The sequence below is a fragment of the Bradyrhizobium sp. JHI2711 genome, from assembly GCF_056156565.1.
Genome location: NZ_JBPZPT010000001.1, coordinates 1714456 through 1732865, shown reverse-complemented (window position 1 = coordinate 1732865; position 18410 = coordinate 1714456). Strand labels below are relative to the sequence as shown.

At 63.5% G+C, this 18410-nt stretch carries 18 protein-coding genes and 1 pseudogene; 14 read left to right on the top strand and 5 right to left on the bottom strand.

What is annotated here, in order from left to right; translation table 11 throughout:
* Positions 1 to 90 precede the first annotated feature (90 nt).
* From ACTEK7_RS08245 to ACTEK7_RS08225, 5 genes are all read right to left on the bottom strand, one after another.
* Complete coding sequence (locus ACTEK7_RS08245; protein WP_225145956.1) at positions 91 to 963, bottom strand: ABC transporter ATP-binding protein; 873 nt, start codon at positions 961 to 963, stop codon at positions 91 to 93.
* Entirely contained in the window at positions 960 to 1871 is a 912-nt protein-coding gene (locus ACTEK7_RS08240) for an ABC transporter permease (protein ID WP_036005583.1), read from the bottom strand. Before ACTEK7_RS08240 ends, ACTEK7_RS08245 begins: the two co-directional genes overlap by 4 nt.
* Positions 1868 to 3289 (bottom strand): ABC transporter substrate-binding protein, encoded by a 1422-nt coding sequence (locus ACTEK7_RS08235; protein ID WP_225145955.1) that lies wholly within the window; start codon positions 3287 to 3289, stop codon positions 1868 to 1870. Before ACTEK7_RS08235 ends, ACTEK7_RS08240 begins: the two co-directional genes overlap by 4 nt.
* A gap of 182 nt (positions 3290 to 3471) precedes the next feature.
* Complete coding sequence (locus tag ACTEK7_RS08230; protein ID WP_057030048.1) at positions 3472 to 4245, bottom strand: Crp/Fnr family transcriptional regulator; 774 nt, start codon at positions 4243 to 4245, stop codon at positions 3472 to 3474.
* 100 nt (positions 4246 to 4345) lie between these two features.
* Positions 4346 to 4642 (bottom strand): gamma-butyrobetaine hydroxylase-like domain-containing protein, encoded by a 297-nt coding sequence (locus ACTEK7_RS08225; protein WP_036035079.1) that lies wholly within the window; start codon positions 4640 to 4642, stop codon positions 4346 to 4348.
* 205 nt (positions 4643 to 4847) lie between these two features.
* Between ACTEK7_RS08225 and ACTEK7_RS08220 the strand changes: the two genes are divergently transcribed.
* From ACTEK7_RS08220 to mmsB, 14 genes and pseudogenes are all read left to right on the top strand, one after another.
* Positions 4848 to 5621 (top strand): ferredoxin--NADP reductase, encoded by a 774-nt coding sequence (locus ACTEK7_RS08220; RefSeq protein ID WP_225145954.1) that lies wholly within the window; start codon positions 4848 to 4850, stop codon positions 5619 to 5621.
* Positions 5622 to 5722: 101 nt separating this feature from the next.
* Positions 5723 to 7465 carry a fumarate reductase/succinate dehydrogenase flavoprotein subunit gene (locus ACTEK7_RS08215; protein ID WP_036023365.1) on the top strand — a complete coding sequence of 581 codons (1743 nt, stop codon included), beginning with the start codon at positions 5723 to 5725 and terminating at the stop codon, positions 7463 to 7465.
* Positions 7466 to 7496: 31 nt separating this feature from the next.
* Positions 7497 to 7730, top strand: coding sequence for a 4Fe-4S dicluster domain-containing protein (locus ACTEK7_RS08210; RefSeq protein ID WP_007593252.1), 234 nt, complete (start codon positions 7497 to 7499; stop codon positions 7728 to 7730).
* A 2-nt stretch (positions 7731 to 7732) separates the two neighbouring features.
* Positions 7733 to 8710, top strand: a complete 978-nt coding sequence (locus ACTEK7_RS08205) for a HEAT repeat domain-containing protein (protein ID WP_036023369.1) — start codon at positions 7733 to 7735, stop codon at positions 8708 to 8710.
* Positions 8711 to 8822: 112 nt separating this feature from the next.
* Complete coding sequence (locus ACTEK7_RS08200; protein WP_225145953.1) at positions 8823 to 9995, top strand: fumarylacetoacetate hydrolase family protein; 1173 nt, start codon at positions 8823 to 8825, stop codon at positions 9993 to 9995.
* A 300-nt stretch (positions 9996 to 10295) separates the two neighbouring features.
* Positions 10296 to 10433: pseudogene (locus ACTEK7_RS08195) on the top strand (sugar ABC transporter substrate-binding protein); the annotation flags it as partial.
* Between the two features lie 2 nt (positions 10434 to 10435).
* Complete coding sequence (locus ACTEK7_RS08190) at positions 10436 to 10582, top strand: hypothetical protein (protein ID WP_157784002.1); 147 nt, start codon at positions 10436 to 10438, stop codon at positions 10580 to 10582.
* The gene (locus ACTEK7_RS08185) at positions 10579 to 11355 is read left to right on the top strand and encodes a FadR/GntR family transcriptional regulator (protein ID WP_036005559.1); all 777 of its coding nucleotides are present in this window, start codon (positions 10579 to 10581) and stop codon (positions 11353 to 11355) included. The genes ACTEK7_RS08190 and ACTEK7_RS08185 overlap by 4 nt, the downstream gene beginning before the upstream one ends.
* The gene (locus ACTEK7_RS08180) at positions 11352 to 12278 is read left to right on the top strand and encodes a Gfo/Idh/MocA family protein (protein ID WP_036005556.1); all 927 of its coding nucleotides are present in this window, start codon (positions 11352 to 11354) and stop codon (positions 12276 to 12278) included. Before ACTEK7_RS08185 ends, ACTEK7_RS08180 begins: the two co-directional genes overlap by 4 nt.
* Positions 12279 to 12280: 2 nt before the next feature.
* Positions 12281 to 13357 carry an aldose epimerase family protein gene (locus ACTEK7_RS08175; RefSeq protein ID WP_225145952.1) on the top strand — a complete coding sequence of 359 codons (1077 nt, stop codon included), beginning with the start codon at positions 12281 to 12283 and terminating at the stop codon, positions 13355 to 13357.
* Positions 13357 to 14235 (top strand): SMP-30/gluconolactonase/LRE family protein, encoded by an 879-nt coding sequence (locus ACTEK7_RS08170; protein ID WP_225146227.1) that lies wholly within the window; start codon positions 13357 to 13359, stop codon positions 14233 to 14235. Before ACTEK7_RS08175 ends, ACTEK7_RS08170 begins: the two co-directional genes overlap by 1 nt.
* A 71-nt stretch (positions 14236 to 14306) precedes the next feature.
* Positions 14307 to 15377 (top strand): multiple monosaccharide ABC transporter substrate-binding protein, encoded by a 1071-nt coding sequence (gene chvE / locus ACTEK7_RS08165; RefSeq protein WP_036005529.1) that lies wholly within the window; start codon positions 14307 to 14309, stop codon positions 15375 to 15377.
* A 245-nt stretch (positions 15378 to 15622) separates the two neighbouring features.
* Positions 15623 to 17200 carry a multiple monosaccharide ABC transporter ATP-binding protein gene (mmsA, locus tag ACTEK7_RS08160; protein ID WP_225145951.1) on the top strand — a complete coding sequence of 526 codons (1578 nt, stop codon included), beginning with the start codon at positions 15623 to 15625 and terminating at the stop codon, positions 17198 to 17200.
* The gene (gene mmsB, locus ACTEK7_RS08155; protein WP_225145950.1) at positions 17197 to 18387 is read left to right on the top strand and encodes a multiple monosaccharide ABC transporter permease; all 1191 of its coding nucleotides are present in this window, start codon (positions 17197 to 17199) and stop codon (positions 18385 to 18387) included. The genes mmsA and mmsB overlap by 4 nt, the downstream gene beginning before the upstream one ends.
* Positions 18388 to 18410 lie beyond the last annotated feature (23 nt).

Here is an 18410-nt window from a genome sequence, read left to right as displayed (position 1 = left end):
GCCGTGCCGACCGTTCTTAAGAGACGGAGAACCGTGGGCACGCTTTCGCTTTGCCCACCCTACGAGACCGTCATTGCTGCGAGCGGTAAGCTAAATCACGTCCGCGAGCGAGTGGCCGTGCAGCTCGATGTTCAGCCCCTGCATGCCCAAGTCGTTGATCTCGCCGCCCATCGCCTTCAGGCTCTCTTCGCGGATCAGCGACATCAGCCCGCGGCGGAGCGCCAAGAATTCCGACGACATCATCATCGATTGCTGCCGCGGCCGCTCCAGCGGGATCGGGATCTCCGCCTTGATCGAGCCCGGCCGCGCGGTCATGCAATAGACGCGGTCGGACAGGAAGATGGCTTCGTCAATGTCGTGGGTGACAAACAGCACCGAGATCTTCAGCCGCTGCCACATATTGGTGAGGATCTGCTGCATGATGACGCGCGTCTGCGCGTCGAGCGCGCCGAAGGGCTCGTCCAGCAACAGCACTTTCGGTCCCGTCGCGAGCGCGCGGACGATGCCGACGCGCTGCTTCATGCCGCCGGAGAGCTTTTCCGGATAATGCTTTTCGAACGCTTCGAGTCCCGCAAGCCCCAACAGCGTGCGCGCGGCGCGTTCGCGCTGCGAGCGCGGCATGCCGCGCATCTTCAGGCCGAACTCGACGTTCTCGCGCACGGTCTTCCACGGAAAAAGAGAATATTGCTGAAACACCATGCCGCGTTCGGCGCTCGGACCGTTTACCCGCTCGCCGTCGACGGTAACTACACCGGTCGTCGGCTTGAGGAAGCCTGCGACGGCATTGAGCAGCGTCGACTTTCCGCAGCCGGACGGGCCGACGATCGACACGAACTCGCCGGGCCGCACATGGATCTGCGTGTCGGTGACAGCCTGCACCGCGCCCTCGATGGTCTCGTAGGCGAGGGAGAAGTTCTTGACTTCGATGTGGCCTTTTGAACTGTTCGCTAGCACCTCGCTCATGTCGATCTCCACGGCATCACCAATTGCCCCGCGCCCCGGATCAGCAGGCTCGATCCGAGGCCGAGCACCCCGATCGCGATCATGCCGAGCGCGATGTCGGCATATTGGACCAGCGAATAAGCTTCCCAGGTGAAGTAACCGATGCCGTACTGACCGGAGATCATCTCGGCCGCGATCAGCGACACCCAGGCGACGCCCATGCCGACGGTGAGGCCGGTGAAGATGTGCGGCAGCGAGGCTGGGAAATAGACCTCCCGAAAGATCGAGCGTTCGCGCGCGCCGAGACATTGTGCGGCGCGTACCAGCACGGGGTCGACCAGCGACATGCCGTGCAGGGTGTTCACGAGAATCGGGAAGAACGAACCGAGGAAGGTGATGTAGACGATGCTCTGCTCGTTGGTCGGCCACAGCATGATCGCCATCGGCACCCAGGCGATTGCCGGGATCGGCCGCAGCACTTCGGCGACCGGGAAAATCACCTCATGCACCAGCTTGAAGCGCCCCATGATCAGGCCGAGCGGCACGCCGACGATCGCCGCGAGCGAGAATCCGATGAAGATGCGCCGGCAACTGAGCAGGATGTGCATCAGGAATTTAGGATCGTGAATCGCCTTTATGAAGCTGTCGTAGACCGCGAGCGGCGAGGGCACGTTGGTGAAGCGCACGAAGAACACGACCCGATAGGTCGTGAGCAGATGCCAGACCAGCAGAAAGGCGAGCAGCGAAATCACGCCGATTGCCGCCGCGCGCAGACCTGCCCGATTGAGCCGGTACCAGCGCAACCCCAGTGTGGCGAAGGAGGGCGGCGTCGAAGGCCGGATGATGGCGGCGGGCGCGGAGCCCGCCTCAGCAAGTGCTGTTGCCGGCATGCTGTCCTCGGGCTGTCTGACGAGGGCGGGGCTGCTCACGTCTTGCCTCCGCCGACGGCGGCCTTCATCGCTTCATCGAAGCCGAGCACCTTGCCGCTGATCTTGGCAGCGTAGGCTTCGGCGTCCTTCTTCAGCAGGAACGGGGCGACCTCGCTATTGCCGACCGCGAAGAAGGCCTGATCGGCGAACAGCTTGATGCCGCGCGTGGTGTCGAAGACGTAGGCGACGTTGATCTTCTTGCCCTTGGCCTTGTAGTCGGCATAGGCGCCGAGCGTGCAGCTGGCGGACGAGAAGGGCATGATGCCGGCACCGTCGACCCAAACTTCGCCCGCCTTGCGCGGATCGGTAATGGGCTTCTTGCAGAAGCTGTCCTCGCCCGAGATCTCATAGTTGTTGGTGCTCGCGAGCTGGGCGTCGTAGTCGAGCTTCATTTCAGCATAGGCCTTGCGGATGTATTTGTCGTCGACCCATTTTTTCGGATCGAACTCCTTCATGCGGCCTAGATTCTGCAGCACCTTGACGTCGGTCGTGGCCGCATCGATCAGCGCCGGCTTGATAGTCGGATCGGTCGTCATATTGCCGCTGGGCCCTAAGAAGATGTAGACGACCTCCTTGTTGATGCCGGTCCATTCCTGGATCTTCTCGGCGGCCAGCTTGGGATCCGCGCGCAGCCACTGATTGGCGGCGATCAGCGCCTTGAAATAGGCGACCACGACCTCGGGATATTTTTCGGCGAAGTCGGTGCGGACCACGATGCCGTGGAAGGTCGGTAGGTTCGTCTCGACGCCGTCGAAGATCTTCCGCGCGAAGCCGCGGAACGGCAGCAATTCCGCAAAGGGAACGAAATCGGCATGTCCGTCGATCTTCTTCTCCTGCAGATTGGTCGAGCCGACCTCCGGGCTCTGGCTGACGAGCTGGAAGAAATCGGACGCATAGCCGCGATCCTGCATCGCTTTCAGCACCATGCCGTGCGCGGCGGAGCCGAAAGGCACGCTGACGAGCTTACCCTTGAGATCGGCGAGGTCGTAATAGGGTGAGTCCTTGTGGACGACGAGGCCGTTGCCCGAGCCGGACAGGCTGTAGGCGGCGATGCCGACGAGGCGGCTCTTGCTCTCCGGATTGCTCTCGAAGGTGAATCCGTTCACGATGAGCGGATAGTCGCCCATCATCCCGATCTGCAGCTTGTTCGCCATCATCGCGTTGGTGACGGGCGGACCGGAGGTGAAGTTCTGCCATTCGAGCTCGAACTTGATGTTGGCGTATTTGCCGTCCTTCGGCAGGTACTTCTCAAGCAGTTGCAATTGGCGGATGACGACGCCTGCGGTGACCGTGTTGGTCGTGGTATCCTGCGTTCCGATGCCGAGCTTGACGGTTTCCGCAGAAGCCGGCTGCGCGACGAGCAGCGCCAGCGACGTCACCGACATCGCGATCGAGAGCGTGGGAAGATGGCGGGCCATTCTCATCCTCATTCGGTTGGATGTGCTGTGGGTGCCATGATTGGGGGAGGGCGCAGGCAGGGCAAATCCGGAGTGGCCGCCGCAGTCGATTAGTTGCCGGGAAAAGCTGATTGCATACTCCTTGGGCAGTCCTGCACTATAAAGCCGCTTGCCTGTGCACCGGCCATGGTCGCGGGCCCCCTTCAATCCGCCGCCTGGCCGCGCATCTCCTCCAGAATGTCGGTCCGGCAGACCACGATCTGCGACCGTTTGGTCAGCACGATTCCCTTCTCCTGCATCCGCTTCAGGCTGATCGTGACCCATTGTCTGGTGGCGCCGACCATGTGGGCGATGTCGGCGTGGGTGAAGGCCGCAGCGATCACGGTGCCGTCGGCATCCGCGACGCCGTAAAGCTCGACGAGATGCAGCAAGAGATGGGCGAGACGCTGCGTGATCGAGCGCGTCCCAAGCATCTGGGCCAGCGCCGAATAGCATTTGCCTTTGAACGTCAGGCCTTCGATCAGGCCAATCGCGAGGTTCGGGATCTCTGCGGCAAGGGACCGCAGTTCCTTTCCGGGCAGGTGCACGACGCTGCAATTACTGGAGGCAACGCCGGACCATTGATGCACGGTGCCTTCGAACACTTCGGGACCGCCGACGAAATTGCCAACATGCCAATAGGCCAGCGTGATCTCGCGTCCGAGTGGCGAGGTGTAGAAGACACGGATGCGGCCGCTCTCGATCAGCCAGATGCCGTCATGCTTGCCGCCCTGGCTGAACAGCGTTTGGCCGCGATTGAGCACCTTGCGGCGGCCCTGCTTCAGCACCAACTCCCGCTCGCGCGGTGAGAGCTTGTCCATCAACGGGGGTGGACCGCCGATCCATTGCTGGTTCTCGGTGAGCAGCAGCGAGGAACTGCTGGCAGGCCTGACTGCTGGGGGAACAGCCCCGCGAACCGCATTCGCTGCCTGCAACATCGCCTGCCTCCCGAACGTTTCAAATCGTTCTAAAGAGGAGCAATGTCCGTGCCAGATGGGGGCAGACGCCTCGCGCGGGGAAACGACACCGAAGACCGGGTCACTGCCCCGCCAAGTTCAGCAGATACGACTTCGGATATATCCCCCGGTTGTGCCCATCCGAAAACGAGATGTTCAGCCCATAGCCGAGATCGCCGATGTCGGTGATCGCAATCCCCGGAAACGCTTTGGGGAAGCGGCCGTCGAAGCGGGCGCGGGTGCAATGGGCGCATTTGCAGGAGAGGCGGAGTGTTTCGGCAGAAACGCTGAGCGCGTCGTCCTGCGCCGTGCGGACCAGGAGCGAAGCGAGATCGGCGCTGGCTTCGTAGCCGGCTACGGTCGGTGCCACCAATGTCATTATCATGACGAACCTCTGACTTCATTCTACGTCGAGACGGGAACGCACGAATAGCAACTAATTGCCGGTGCGGGCGGGATCGCGAGCCTGTTCTTCGAGCAACCCACGCGAAATGTGAAACTAATCCACCGGGAATTTCACTTCAGAATTGCCGGACTCTCCTCTCTCCGAAACCTTGCGCGTCATCGATGACCAAGGAGAGACGATGAGTGCATTTCAGAAGGAAACGGTTCTGTCGGTCAGGCACTGGACCGATTCCCTGTTCAGCTTCACCGCGACGCGCGATCCCGGCTTCCGCTTCCAGAACGGCCAGTTCGCAATGATTGGTCTGGAGGTCGGGGGCAAGCCGTTGATGCGGGCCTACAGCATGGCCAGCGCCAATCACGAGGAGGCGCTCGAATTCTTCTCGATCAAGGTGCAGGACGGCCCGCTCACCTCTCGCCTTCAGAAGATAAGGGAAGGCGACATCATCCTGGTCGGTCGCAAGGCGACGGGCACGCTGATCACCGGCAACCTCATTCCGGGAAAACGCCTGCTGCTGCTTTCAACCGGAACGGGCCTGGCGCCCTTCGCCAGCCTGATCAAGGACCCCGACGTCTATGAGAATTACGAGACCATCGTGCTCGCCCATGGCTGCCGCCAGGTCTCGGAACTCGCCTATGGCGAGCACCTCGTCGAGGACCTGCGCAATCACGAATTCTTCGGCCCCTTGATCCGCGACAAGCTCGTCTACTACCCGACCGTCACCCGCGAGCCGTTCCGGAATCGCGGCCGCATCACCGACCTGATCGCCTCGAACCAGCTCTTCGAGGATATCAGACAAGCGAGCCTCGACATCGAAACTGACCGCATCATGCTGTGCGGCAGCCCGGCGATGCTCGAGGAACTCCACGCGATGTTCGCGGCGCGCGGCTTTGTCGAGGGCAACCATAGCCAGCCCGGCCATTTCGTCATCGAAAAAGCCTTCGTCGAGCGCTGAGCTACAAATCGCGTCCCAGCGACAACTAATTGCTATCGCGGCGACGCCCCCTGAACAAATCTGACGCAAAGGCGCCGGGATCGGCGAACCAGGAGCAAGCGATGGCACTAGATCAGATCGTCGACGGACTTTCGGAAGTTTCCTGCGATGTGCTGGTGATCGGCGGCGGCACAGCCGGCCCGATGGCGGCACTGAAGGCGAAGCTGAAGAACCCGAAGGCCAATGTCGTCCTGCTCGAGAAGGCGAACGTCAAGCGCTCCGGCGCGATCTCGATGGGTATGGATGGGCTCAACAACGCCGTCATCCCCGGTTACGCGACGCCGGAGCAGTACACCAAGGAAATCACCATCGCCAATGACGGCATCGTCGACCAGAAGGCGGTCTATAAATACGCGCAGAACTGCTACAGCATCATCGAGGAGCTCGACAGTTTCGGCATCCGCTTCCTGAAGAACGAGAACGGCGACTATGCCGTCAAGAAGGTGCACCACATCGGCACTTACGTTCTGCCCATGCCGAACGGCGAGACCGTGAAGAAGGCGCTGTATCGCCAGCTCCGCCGCGCCCGCATCCTCATTTCCAACCGCTACATGGCGACGCGCCTGGTCAAATCGGGCGACGGCCGCATTGCCGGCGCCATCAGCGTCAATACGCGTACCGCCGAGATGCTGGTGATCAAGGCCAAGGCCGTGATCCTCTGCATGGGCGCCGCCGGTCGCCTCGGTCTGCCGACGTCCGGCTACATGTTCGGCACCTACGAGAACGCCGCCAATTCCGGCGACGGTTACGCCATGGCCTATCACGCCGGCGCAGCGCTCGCGAACCTCGAATGCTTCCAGATCAACCCGCTGATCAAGGACTATAACGGCCCGGCCTGCGCCTATGTCGCCGGCCCGTTCGGCGCATATACGGCAAACAACGAAGGCTCGCGCTTCATCGAATGCGACTACTGGTCCGGCCAGATGATGCTGGAGTTCTACAACGAGCTCCTCTCCGGCAAGGGTCCGGTGTTCCTCCAGCTCAAGCATCTCCACCCCGACACCATTTCCGAAATCGAATCCACGCTGCACAAGGTCGAGCGTCCGACGCGCGGCCTGTTCCAGCAGGGGCGCGGGGTCGACTACCGCAGTGAGTCCATCGAGATGCATATCTCCGAGATCGGCTTCTGCTCCGGCCACAGCGCGTCAGGCGTGTTCGTCGACGACAATGCCCGCACCACCGTACCCGGCCTCTATGCCGCCGGCGACATGGCGAGCGTCCCGCACAATTACATGCTCGGCGCCTTCACCAACGGCTCGGTCGCAGGCATCGACGCGATGGAGTTCGCCGACAACCATGATTTCGCGGAATTCGACGCGGCCGACGTCGCCATGGAACGCGAGCGCGTGATGGCGCCGACCAAGCGCGAGGACGGCATTCCGCCGAACCAGATCGAGTACAAGACCCGCCGTCTGGTCAACGACTATCTCCAGCCGCCGAAGGTCACGCGCAAATATGAGCTCGGCATGCGGCGGCTCGCCGAGGCGCGTGAGGATATGCAGGAGCGCATGATCGCGCGCAACGCGCACGAATTGCTGCGCGCGCTCGAAGTGCAGTCGATCATGGACTGTGCCGACATGGCCGCACACGCTTCGCTCTACCGCGAAGAGAGCCGCTGGGGTCTCTATCACTGGCGGACGGATTTCCCGGAGAAGGACAACGAGAACTGGTTCTGCCACACGCTGCTGTCCAAGCAGGACGGCAGGATGACCAGCGAGAAGCGCGCAGTCGAGCCCTATGTCGTGCCGATCGCGGACGACGAGAAGGACCTCTACGACAAGCAGCGCATTCGCGCCTCGGCCTGATCCACCAGAACATAGCAACAGGAGACATCACATGCCTCTCGCGTCCTATCAGACATCGGTCCCGGTGGTGGTCGACGATGCCAAATGCATCGCCGACAAGGGCTGCACCGTCTGCGTCGATGTCTGCCCGCTCGACGTGCTGCGCATCAGCGACATGACCAACAAGGCCTACATGGCCTATGACGAGTGCTGGTATTGCATGCCCTGCGAAGCGGATTGTCCGACCGGCGCCGTCACCGTCAACATTCCCTATCTGTTGAGGTGATCATGTCGAGCCCGTTCGAATCCTATGACGATCTCGAAGACGCCGACGAGCGGCTGCAGGCGGCCGATCCCGCCGAACGCCGCGTCGCCATCATTGCACTCGGTCATTCCGGCGATCCCGCCGCGGTCGCACATCTCGCCAAAATGGTCACCGATCCCGATGCCGGTGTGCGCCAGCAGGTCGCGATGGCGCTCGGCGAGTTCGACGGACCGGAGGCAGCAAGCGCGCTGGTGAAGCTGCTCGTCGATCCCGAGAGGATCGTCGCGGCGGCTGCGGCCGACAGCATGGCTGAATTCAAGGATCCCGCCTGCGCCGACGCGATCCTGCCGCTGGTCAGGCATACCCACGCTTTCGTCCGCATGGGCGCTCTGCGCGCGCTGAAGGAACTGCGCCGCAGGGATACACTCAAGCCCGCGCTGGAAGCGCTCCAGGACCCTGACGCCGCCGTCCGTGTGCAGGCGATCGGCGTGATCGGCTTTCTCAAGCTGGAAGAATCCATTCCGGCGCTAACCGCGCTGATCAACGATCCCGATGCCCATGTGCGCCGCGCCGCCGTGAGCGCATTGGCCTTTTCGCAGATGAAGCCGGCGGCGGAGACCATCACCCGCGCGCTGAAGGATGCCGACTGGATGGTCCGCGAGATGGCAGCGGAGACGCTGGGTCTCAACGTGAATGGTGCAATCGCGGCTGATCAGCTCGTCGGCTGCCTCGCGGACGAGTTCTGGCAGGTGCGGCTGAAGGCGATCCGCAGCCTTGGCAAGATGAAGATCGAACGCGCGGTGCGGCCGATCGGCAATTGCGTCAATCACGACCAGGCGAATTTGCGCAAAGAGGCCGCCGCCGCGCTCGGCGAGATCGGCCATCCCGACGGCGAGGCGTTCCTGGCCGTGATCGCCGACGATCCTGATCCTGATGTCCGCAAGAATGCGCGCTGGGCACTGCACCAGATTGCAGCGCGAAAGGCGCGGGCAGGGGCATAGTTGCACGGCGCGTCGCCGCTCTGGACTTCCAGCGCCAGACGTTTATTGGTCTTCGCTCACGGGAACGGCCGCTGCGAATGCGGCCATTCCTTAGAACAGCGAGGACGCGGCCATGACGACATTGACTGTAAAGGACCTTCTCCCCGAGGACGGCACGAAGGGGACGCTGGTCGGCCGCGTCTGGCTGCCGCAGGTCAACGGTCCGGCCGTCGCCGCCATGCGCGGTGACGGTGTGTATGACGTCACAGCAAAATTTCCGACCATCAGTGCGCTCTGCGAGACGGACGATCCCGCCAAGGCGCTTGCCGCCACCAAGGGCGAGCGCATCGGTGATCTCGAGGCGATCGTCGCCAACACCCCGCCGGACGGGCGCGATCCCCAAAAGCCCTGGCTGCTCGCGCCCGTCGATCTCCAGACGCTGAAGGCCGCCGGCGTCACGTTCGCGATCTCGATGCTGGAACGCGTTATCGAAGAGCGCGCCAAGGGCAATCCGGCCTCGGCCGAAGCGATCCGGAAAGAAGTGACGCGCCTGATCGGCGACGATCTGTCAAAGCTCAAGCCGGGCTCGGATCAGGCGATGCACCTGAAGCAAGTGCTGATCGATCAGAATGCCTGGAGCCAATATCTTGAGGTCGGCATCGGTCCGGATGCCGAGGTTTTCACCAAGGCGCCCACCTTGTCGTCGGTCGGCACCGGCATGGATGCCGGCCTGCACCCGAAATCGACCTGGAACAATCCCGAGCCCGAGCTCGTGCTGTTCGTGTCGAGCCGCGGCAAGATCGTCGGGGGCGCGCTCGGCAACGACGTGAACCTGCGCGACTTCGAGGGCCGCTCGGCGCTGCTGTTGTCGAAGGCCAAGGACAACAACGCGTCCTGTTCGATTGGTCCGCTGCTGCGCCTGTTCGACGACACCTTCACGCTCGACGACGCGCGCAGGCTGGACATCAGCCTGAACGTCATGGGGACGGACGGCTTCGTTCTCGACGGCCATTCCTCGATCAGCAAGATCAGCCGCGATCCGACCGATCTCGTCGCGCAGACCATCGGCAAGGTGCATCAATATCCTGACGGCTTCGTGCTGTTCCTCGGCACCATGTTCGCACCCGTGAAGGATCGCGATGCGCCGGGGCAGGGATTCACCCACAAGCGCGACGACATTGTCACTATCGCAGCGCCTCAGCTCGGCAAGCTCGTCAACCGCATGCGCACCAGCGACGAGTGCGAACCCTGGACCTTCGGCATCGGCGCGCTGATGAAGAACCTGGCGCAGCGGAAGCTGATCTAGCGCTGCTGCCCTTCGCCTCCCGCAAGCGGGGGCGCACCTTCGCCCCGCTGACAGCTGAGGCTCCATCGCGCCGCCTAATTTTTTCATCCCTCCGTTGCATGAAGGGAGCAAAATCGCGCTGAACGTGTCATAATTCAGCTCGCCCCACCTCGCCTGCGTTTGCTCCAAATAGTCAAATAATATGACTAGTCGGAACTCAACTTCCGTGAAATAGTGCCCGCCGCTGGCGCGAAGGCCGGCCTGTGGGTGCCATGCTACCAATCGGCGCCCCCGGAGAAAACATCTTGGGAGACGCGCCTGATGCCCCCTAAAGCTCTCTGTGCGGCCAGCGCCATGGCCGCCTTGTTGCTCGCGACGCCGGCCAGCGCCCAGCTCACGATCGGCTTCTCGCAGATTGGATCGGAATTCGGCTGGCGCGCGGCCGAAACGTCCGTCTCAGCATGAAGTCGACCTCCTGCACCGCGCCAAAACTCTTGCTGATCCCCCGCACCTCGGGCGTGCTTCTATTCGCCTTCATCGCCCTGCTGCAGGGGCTGGTCGCGCTTGCGCGCCGGCCGGCGGCGAAGCATGCGGGAGCGGCGTCATGACCTCGCGGATCGTCGTCATCCCGACGCGGCGGGCCCATTCCAACCATGCGGAGGTGGCGCGTTCGATCGGCGTCGACATCATCGCCGGCCGCTATGCGGAAGGCACGCGCCTGCCGGGGGATGCCGAGATGATCGCAATGTTCGGCGTGTCGCGGCCGGTGCTGCGCGAGAGCGTCAAGACGCTGGTCGCCAAGGGCCTGCTCACCACCAAGGCGCGGGTCGGCACCGTCGTGCGCGAGCGAGGTGCCTGGAACATGTTCGACGCAGACGTGCTGGCCTGGCACCTCGATGCCGGCATCGACAAGCGCTTCCTTGACGACCTCGCCGAGATCCGTCTCGCCGTGGAGCCGCGCGCGGCGATGCTGGCGGCAACACAGCGATCCGAGCAAGACATCAGCGAGCTGCGCCGCAGCATGGATCGGATGCGGCATGAAGCGTCCGACTCGGTCGGATTTGCAGATGCAGATCTCGCGCTTCATGTTGCCGTGGCGCGTGCCTCGGGCAATCTGTTCATGCGCTCGATTGGGCATGTCATTGAAGCAGCGCTGCGCGCCTCTTTCCTGCTCAGCGCTCCGGTCGAGCCGGAGGATCGCGATACCGTGCTGCTCTGGCATCAGAAGATCGTCGATGCCATCGTCGCGGGCGATGCCCATGCCGCATCCGAGGCCATGGTCTATGTCATTCACAACGGCATGCGCCGCCATGACAGTACGGCGATCGAGACCGCCCCGGCCGAGCCGCCACCGTCGGCCGACACTGGAGAACAAGCGTGACAGACCTTCGCATCGCCATCGTCGGCTTCGGCAAGATCGCGCGGGACCAGCATGTGGCGGCGATCGCCGCCACACCGGGCGCAACGCTTGCCGCCGTGGCGAGCCGCAACGCCTCGCTGCAGGGGGTGCCGCATTTTGCGACCATCGAGGAATTGCTTCAGAAGGGGCCGCCGATCGACGCGGTCTCGCTCTGCACGCCGCCGCAGGTGCGGCGGGCCCAGGCCGCGGCGGCGCTCGCCGCCGGCAAGCACGTCATGCTGGAGAAGCCGCCGGGCACCGGCGTTGCCGAGCTTGATCCGTTGATCGCGATGGCGGCGGGTGCGAAGCGGACATTGTTTGCGACCTGGCATTCGCGCTATGCGCCGGCGGTGGAGCCGGCCCGGCAATGGCTCACTGATCGGCACATCAAATCCGTTCACATCAGCTGGAAGGAAGACGTGCGTGTCTGGCATCCCGGGCAGGGCTGGATCTGGGAGCCCGGCGGCCTCGGCGTGTTCGATCCGGGCATCAATGCGCTGTCGATCCTGACCAGGATTCTGCCGAAGCCCGTGTTCGTCACCGCGGCCGAGCTGGCCTTTCCAGCCAATTGCCAGGCGCCGATCGCGGCGAACCTGAACCTGACGGATATCAGCGGCCTGCCCGTGACCGCCGAGTTCGACTTCCGCCAGACCGGGCCGCAGAGCTGGGATATCCTCGTCGAAACCGATCAGGGCCGGCTGACGCTGTCCAGCGGTGGCGCGCGCATGGCCGTCGACGGCAAGGTGCTTGCCGAAGGGCCCGATGAGGAATATCGCGGGCTCTACCGACGCTTCGTCGCGCTCGCAGCAACCGGCGCAAGTGACGTCGATCTAACGCCGCTCCGTCTCGTCGCCGACGCCTTCCTGCTCGGCAAGCGCACGATCGTCGAACCGTTTGTGGATTGAGCATGGCCGCATCAACAATCACAAGAGACGTGTTCGGGACGCTGCCCGACGGCCGCGAGGTCGAGCGCGTCGCGCTGCGCGGGGAGGGCGGCTTCGAGGCGCGCATCATCAGCTACGGCGCGGTGCTGCAGGCGTTGATCGCGCCGGATGCCAACGGCGGATATGACGACGTCGTGCTTGGCCATGATGCCTTCGCCGGCTATCTCGCCGAACGGAAGTTTCTGGGCGCCACCGTCGGCCGCTATGCCAACCGCATCGCCAAGGGACAGTTTTCGCTTCAAGGCGAGACGGTGCAGCTAGCGGTCAACAACGGTCCGAATGCGTTGCACGGCGGGCTCGAGGGTTTTGATCGCAAGCTCTGGGAGATCGCGGAGATCGACGAAGGCGCCGAGCCCGCGGTGACGCTCACCTATGTCAGCCCGCATGGCGAGGAGAGTTATCCCGGTAGGCTCGACGTTCGCGTGACCTATCGCATCACCGGGCCGACCGAGCTGTCGCTGCTGATGGAAGCGCGGACCGACCGGCCGACCGTCGTCAATTTGACCAACCACAGCTTCTTCAATCTCGAGGGTGCGACGTCAGAGACGTCCATTCTCGACCACCGCCTGATGGTCGCCGCCGAGCAGTTCCTCGCCATCGATCCCACCGCCATTCCGCTGCCGGAGCCGCCGCGCAGCGTGGCCGGCACGCCGTTCGATTTCCGCAAACCGTGGCCGGTGGGTGAGCGCATCCGCGAAGGTGACCCGCAATTGCGCAACGGCAGGGGGTACGACCACACCTACTGCCTCGGGCGCGACGGCAAGCTTGCGCTCGCGGCGCGGCTGGAGGCGCCGCGCTCCGGGCGCATCATGGAGCTGTTCACCGATCAGCCCGGACTTCAGGTCTATTCGGGCAATTATCTCGACGGTACGATGTCCGGCAACGGCGGCAAGCTGATCCGGCAATCGGACGCCATGTGCCTGGAGCCGCACATCTGGCCCGACGCGCCGAACCGGCCGGATTTCCCGAGCCCGCGCCTCGATCCCGGCGCGGTCTATCGCCATCACACGGTCTATCGCTTTTCAGTGAGGTCGCCATGATGGAGCAGGTGCCGACGATTGTCCTCTCGGATCATCCTTGCCATCTCGGCGAAGGTCCGACCTATGACGTGACCACGGATATGGCGTGGTGGTTCGACATTCGCGAAGGCAAGCTGTTCGAGGCGCAACTCGGCACCGGCACTGTCCGCAGCCACGCGCTCGGGCGGATGGCGAGCGCGCTGGGGCGTATCGACGCCGAGCGGCAGCTGATCGTCGCCGAAGATGGCCTCTACATTCGCAAGCTCGCTGATGGTTCGATGACGCTGTTCTGTCCGCTCGAAGCGGACAATCCGATGACGCGCTCAAACGATTGCCGCGTGCATCAATCGGGTACGTTCTGGATCGGCACTATGGGCAAGAAAGCCGAGCCGAAGGCGGGCGCGATCTACGCGCTTCATCGCGGCAAGATCTCGACGCTGTTTCCCGGCATCAGCATTCCCAATTCGATCTGCTTCTCGCCCGACGGCGCCACCGGCTACTTCACCGACACGCCGCGTGCGGTGCTCTATGCCGTGCCGCTCAACCCCGCGACCGGCCTGCCGCGCGGCGAGCCGGAGGTGCTGTTGCGCCACAGCGGCATCGGCGGTCTCGACGGTTCGGTATGCGACGCCGACGGGCAGATCTGGAATGCGTGCTGGGGCGCGAGCCGGATCGACGTCTACTCGCCGCAAGGCGAGCGCCTGCGTTCGCTTAGCGTGCCGGCGAAGCAGGCGAGCTGCCCCGCCTTCGTCGGCCCCGACCTGTCGCGCCTGCTCGTCACGTCGGCCTGGCAGGATATGGACACGGCGGCACGCGCTGCCGATCCGCAAGCCGGCTGCACCTTTCTGCTCGAAGCAGCCGCGCGCGGACGCGCGGAACCCGACGTCAAGCTCGCATAGGAGGCCCAAGCCGTACACGACCGTCGTTCTCGACACCACGAAGAAAGTCTGACACCCAAAGGGAGTGAAACATGCTGAAACTGAAGACAACATTTCTCGCGCTGGCGTTGGCCAGTGCCGCCACGATGGCCACAGGCGTCGCTGCCTTCGCCCAGAAGGCGACGGTCGGCATCGCCATGCCGACGAAGTCCTCGGCGCGCTGGATCGACGACGGCAACAACATGGTCAAGGTGCTGAAGGAGCGCGGCTACAACACCGACCTGCAATATGCCGAGGACGACATCCCGAACCAGCTCTCCCAGGTCGAGAACATGGTGACCAAGGGCGCCAAGGCGCTGGTGATCGCCGCGATCGACGGTACCACCTTGTCCGACGTGCTCAAGCAGGCGAAAGCAAAAGGCATCACCGTGATCGCCTATGACCGCCTGATCCGCGGCACGCCGAACGTCGACTATTACGCGACCTTCGACAACTTCCAGGTCGGCGTGCTCCAGGCGGAGTCGATCGTGCAAGGTCTCGGCCTGAAGGACGGCAAGGGCCCCTTCAACATCGAGCTGTTCGGCGGCTCGCCCGACGACAACAATGCCTACTTCTTCTACAACGGCGCCATGAGCGTGCTGAAGCCATATATCGACAGCGGCAAGCTCGTCGTCGTGTCCGGCCAGATGGGCATGGATAAGGTCGCGACCCTGCGCTGGGACGGCGCCACTGCGCAGGCCCGCATGGACAACCTGCTCAGCGCCTACTACGGCAACAAGAAGGTCAACGCCGTGCTGTCGCCCTATGACGGCCTCTCGATCGGCATCATCTCCTCGCTGAAGGGCGTCGGCTACGGGAGTGCCGGCCAGCCGATGCCCATCATCTCGGGCCAGGATGCCGAAGTGCCCTCGATCAAGGCCATGCTGCGCGGCGACCAGTACTCGACCATCTTCAAGGACACCCGCGACCTCGCCAAGGTGACCGCTGACATGGTTGACGCCGCGCTCGCCGGCAAGCAGGTCACCGTCAACGACACCAAGACCTACGAGAACGGTGTCAAGACCGTGCCGTCCTATCTGCTGAAGCCGGTTGTGGTCTACAAGGACAATTGGGAGAAGACCCTGGTCGACAGCGGCTACTACAAGAAGTCGCAGTTCCAGTAAGACTCTCTCTTTTTCCCCTCTCCCCGCTTGCGGGGAGAGGGTTAGGGTGAGGGGCCTCTTTCCATACGGGCAGTGGTTGGTATGCACTCCGTCATTGCGAGCGCAGCGAAGCAATCCAGTCTGCCACCGCGGAAATTGTCTGGATTGCTTCGCTGCGCTCGCAATGACGATGTGGATGCAGCGATATCAGTCAACCTCTCCCCGCATGCGGGGAGAGACGAAGTAACGCAAGGGACACCAAAGCCATGACCGCCATGCTGGAGATGCGCAACGTCAGCAAGAGCTTTGCCGGCGTGCAGGCATTGCGCGACGTCAACTTCTCGGTTCGCGCCGGGCAGATCCATGCGCTCGTCGGCGAGAACGGCGCCGGCAAGTCGACGCTGATGAAGGTGCTGAGCGGGGTCTATCCGCACGGCAGCTACGAGGGCACCATCGTCTTCGAGGGCGAGGAGCGCCGCTTCCGCGACATCAATGATTCCGAGGCGCTGGGCATCATCATCATCCATCAGGAGCTGGCGCTGATCCCGCTGATGTCGATTGCGGAGAACATCTTCCTGTCGCATCCGCCGTCGAAGTTGGGGGTGATCGACCGCGACGAGGTCTACCGGCGCACGCGCGAGCTGCTGGCGCAGGTCGGCCTGAAGGAATCGCCGGATACGCTGATCACCGATCTCGGCGTCGGCAAGCAGCAGCTCGTCGAGATCGCGAAGGCGCTGTCCAAGCGGGTGCGGATGCTGATCCTGGACGAGCCGACCGCGAGTCTCAACGAGGCCGACAGCGCCGCGCTGCTCGAACGGCTGATGACGTTCCGCGAGCAGGGCATCGGCTCGATCCTGATCTCGCACAAGCTGAACGAGGTTGCCAAGGTCGCCGACCACATCACCGTGCTGCGCGACGGCCGCACGGTGGACAGCATCGACTGCCACGCCGAGCAGATCCAGGAAGACCGCATCATCCGCAGCATGGTCAACCGCGACATGGCGCACCGCTTCCCGGAGCGCAACGTGAAGATCGGCGAGCCGGTGCTCGACGTCGAGAACTGGTCGGTCTATCACCCCATTCATCCCGAGCGGCAGGTGATCAAGAACGTCAGTTTCGGTGTCAAGCGCGGCGAGGTCGTGGGCATTGCCGGGCTGATGGGGGCTGGGCGCACCGAGTTCGCCATGAGCCTGTTCGGCCGCTCCTGGGGCACCAATATCAGCGGCACTATCCGGCTCGAAGGCCGTGAGATCGCGCTGCCGAGCGTCGCCGCCGCGATCGACGCCGGCCTTGCCTACGTCACCGAGGACCGCAAGCAGCTCGGCCTGATCCTCGCCGACGACGTCCGCAAGAACATTACGCTGGCGAGCCTCGACCAGGTCGCACCTGGCAGGGTGATCGACGACATCGCCGAGCTCAAGGTCGCCAGCGACTACCGCAACCGCATGCGCATCCGCTGCTCCGACGTCTACCAGGAGACCGGCCAGCTCTCCGGCGGCAACCAGCAAAAGGTCGTACTGTCGAAATGGCTGATGACCGACCCCAAGGTCCTGATTCTGGACGAGCCGACCAGAGGTATCGACGTCGGTGCCAAATATGAGATTTACTGTATCATCAACGAGCTTGCGGAAGCCGGCCGCGGCGTCGTGGTGATCTCCTCGGAGATGCCCGAGCTGCTCGGCATCTGCGATCGCATCTGCGTCATGAACGACGGCGCCTTCGTCGGCGAGTTCAAAGGCTCAGAGGCGACACAGGAAAAGATCATGCGCGCCATCATGCGCAACGAACGAAGCATTGGGAACGCCGCGCCCGCGGCCGCGGAGATGGGAGGATTGCAGCCATGACCGACAAGACGGTTTCGCTGCCCGAGGAGCGCCGGCACGGCAGCTTCATCAAGAACAATTTGCGCAATTACGGCATGTTGATGTCGCTGGTTGCGATCATGCTGTTCTTCCAGGTGGTGACCGGCGGCACGTTGCTGCAGCCGCTCAACCTCACCAACCTGGTGCTGCAGAACAGCTACATCGTCATCATGGCGCTGGGCATGCTGCTGGTCATCGTCACTGGCCATATCGACCTTTCGGTCGGCTCGGTCGCAGGCTTCATCGGCGCCGTGGCGGCCTTGCTGATGGTGACCTACAAGGTCGATTATACGCTCGCCTTCGTCGCTTGCCTCGCGCTCGGTGGCGCGATCGGTGCGGCGCAGGGCTATTGGGTGGCCTATTTCAAGATCCCGTCCTTCATCGTGACATTGGCGGGCATGCTGGTGTTCAAGGGCCTGGCGCTCGCGGTGTTGCAGGGCCAGTCGCTCGGGCCGTTCCCGGCCACCTTCCAGAAACTGTCCTCGGGTTTCATTCCGGAGCTGCTGCCTGAGGCCGGCACGCTGCATCCGACCTCGATGCTGATCGGCGCCGTTCTCGCGCTCGGGCTCGTCTATGCCAGTGCCAAGGGAAGGTCGCGCGAGCAGTCGCACGGCATCGAGGTCGAGCCCTATGCGTTCTTCCTCGGCAAAAGCATCTTGCTCGCCTGCGCCGTGCTCTATTTCACCTATCTGATCGCCTCGCATCGCGGCTTGCCGAACGTGCTGGTGATCATGACCGCGCTGATCGCGCTCTACGGCTTCGTCACCCGCCGCACCGTGATCGGCCGGCAGATCTACGCGGTCGGCGGCAACGCCAAGGCGGCGAGCCTGTCGGGCATCAAGACCGAGCGGCTGACCTTCCTCACCTTCGTCAACATGGGCGTGCTGGCCGCGCTCGCCGGCCTCGTCTTCGCCGCGCGGCTCAACACGGCGACTCCGAAGGCCGGCCTCGGCTTCGAGCTCGACGTCATTGCCGCCTGCTTCATCGGCGGCGCCTCGGCCTATGGCGGTGTCGGGCGAGTCGGCGGTGCCGTGGTCGGCGCCATGATCATGGGCGTGATGAACAACGGCATGTCCATCCTCGGCATCGGCATCGACTATCAGCAGGTCATCAAGGGCCTGGTGCTGCTGGGCGCGGTGTGCATCGACGTGTACAATCAGCGGCGGTAGCGCTTCGTAGCCCGGATGCGGCG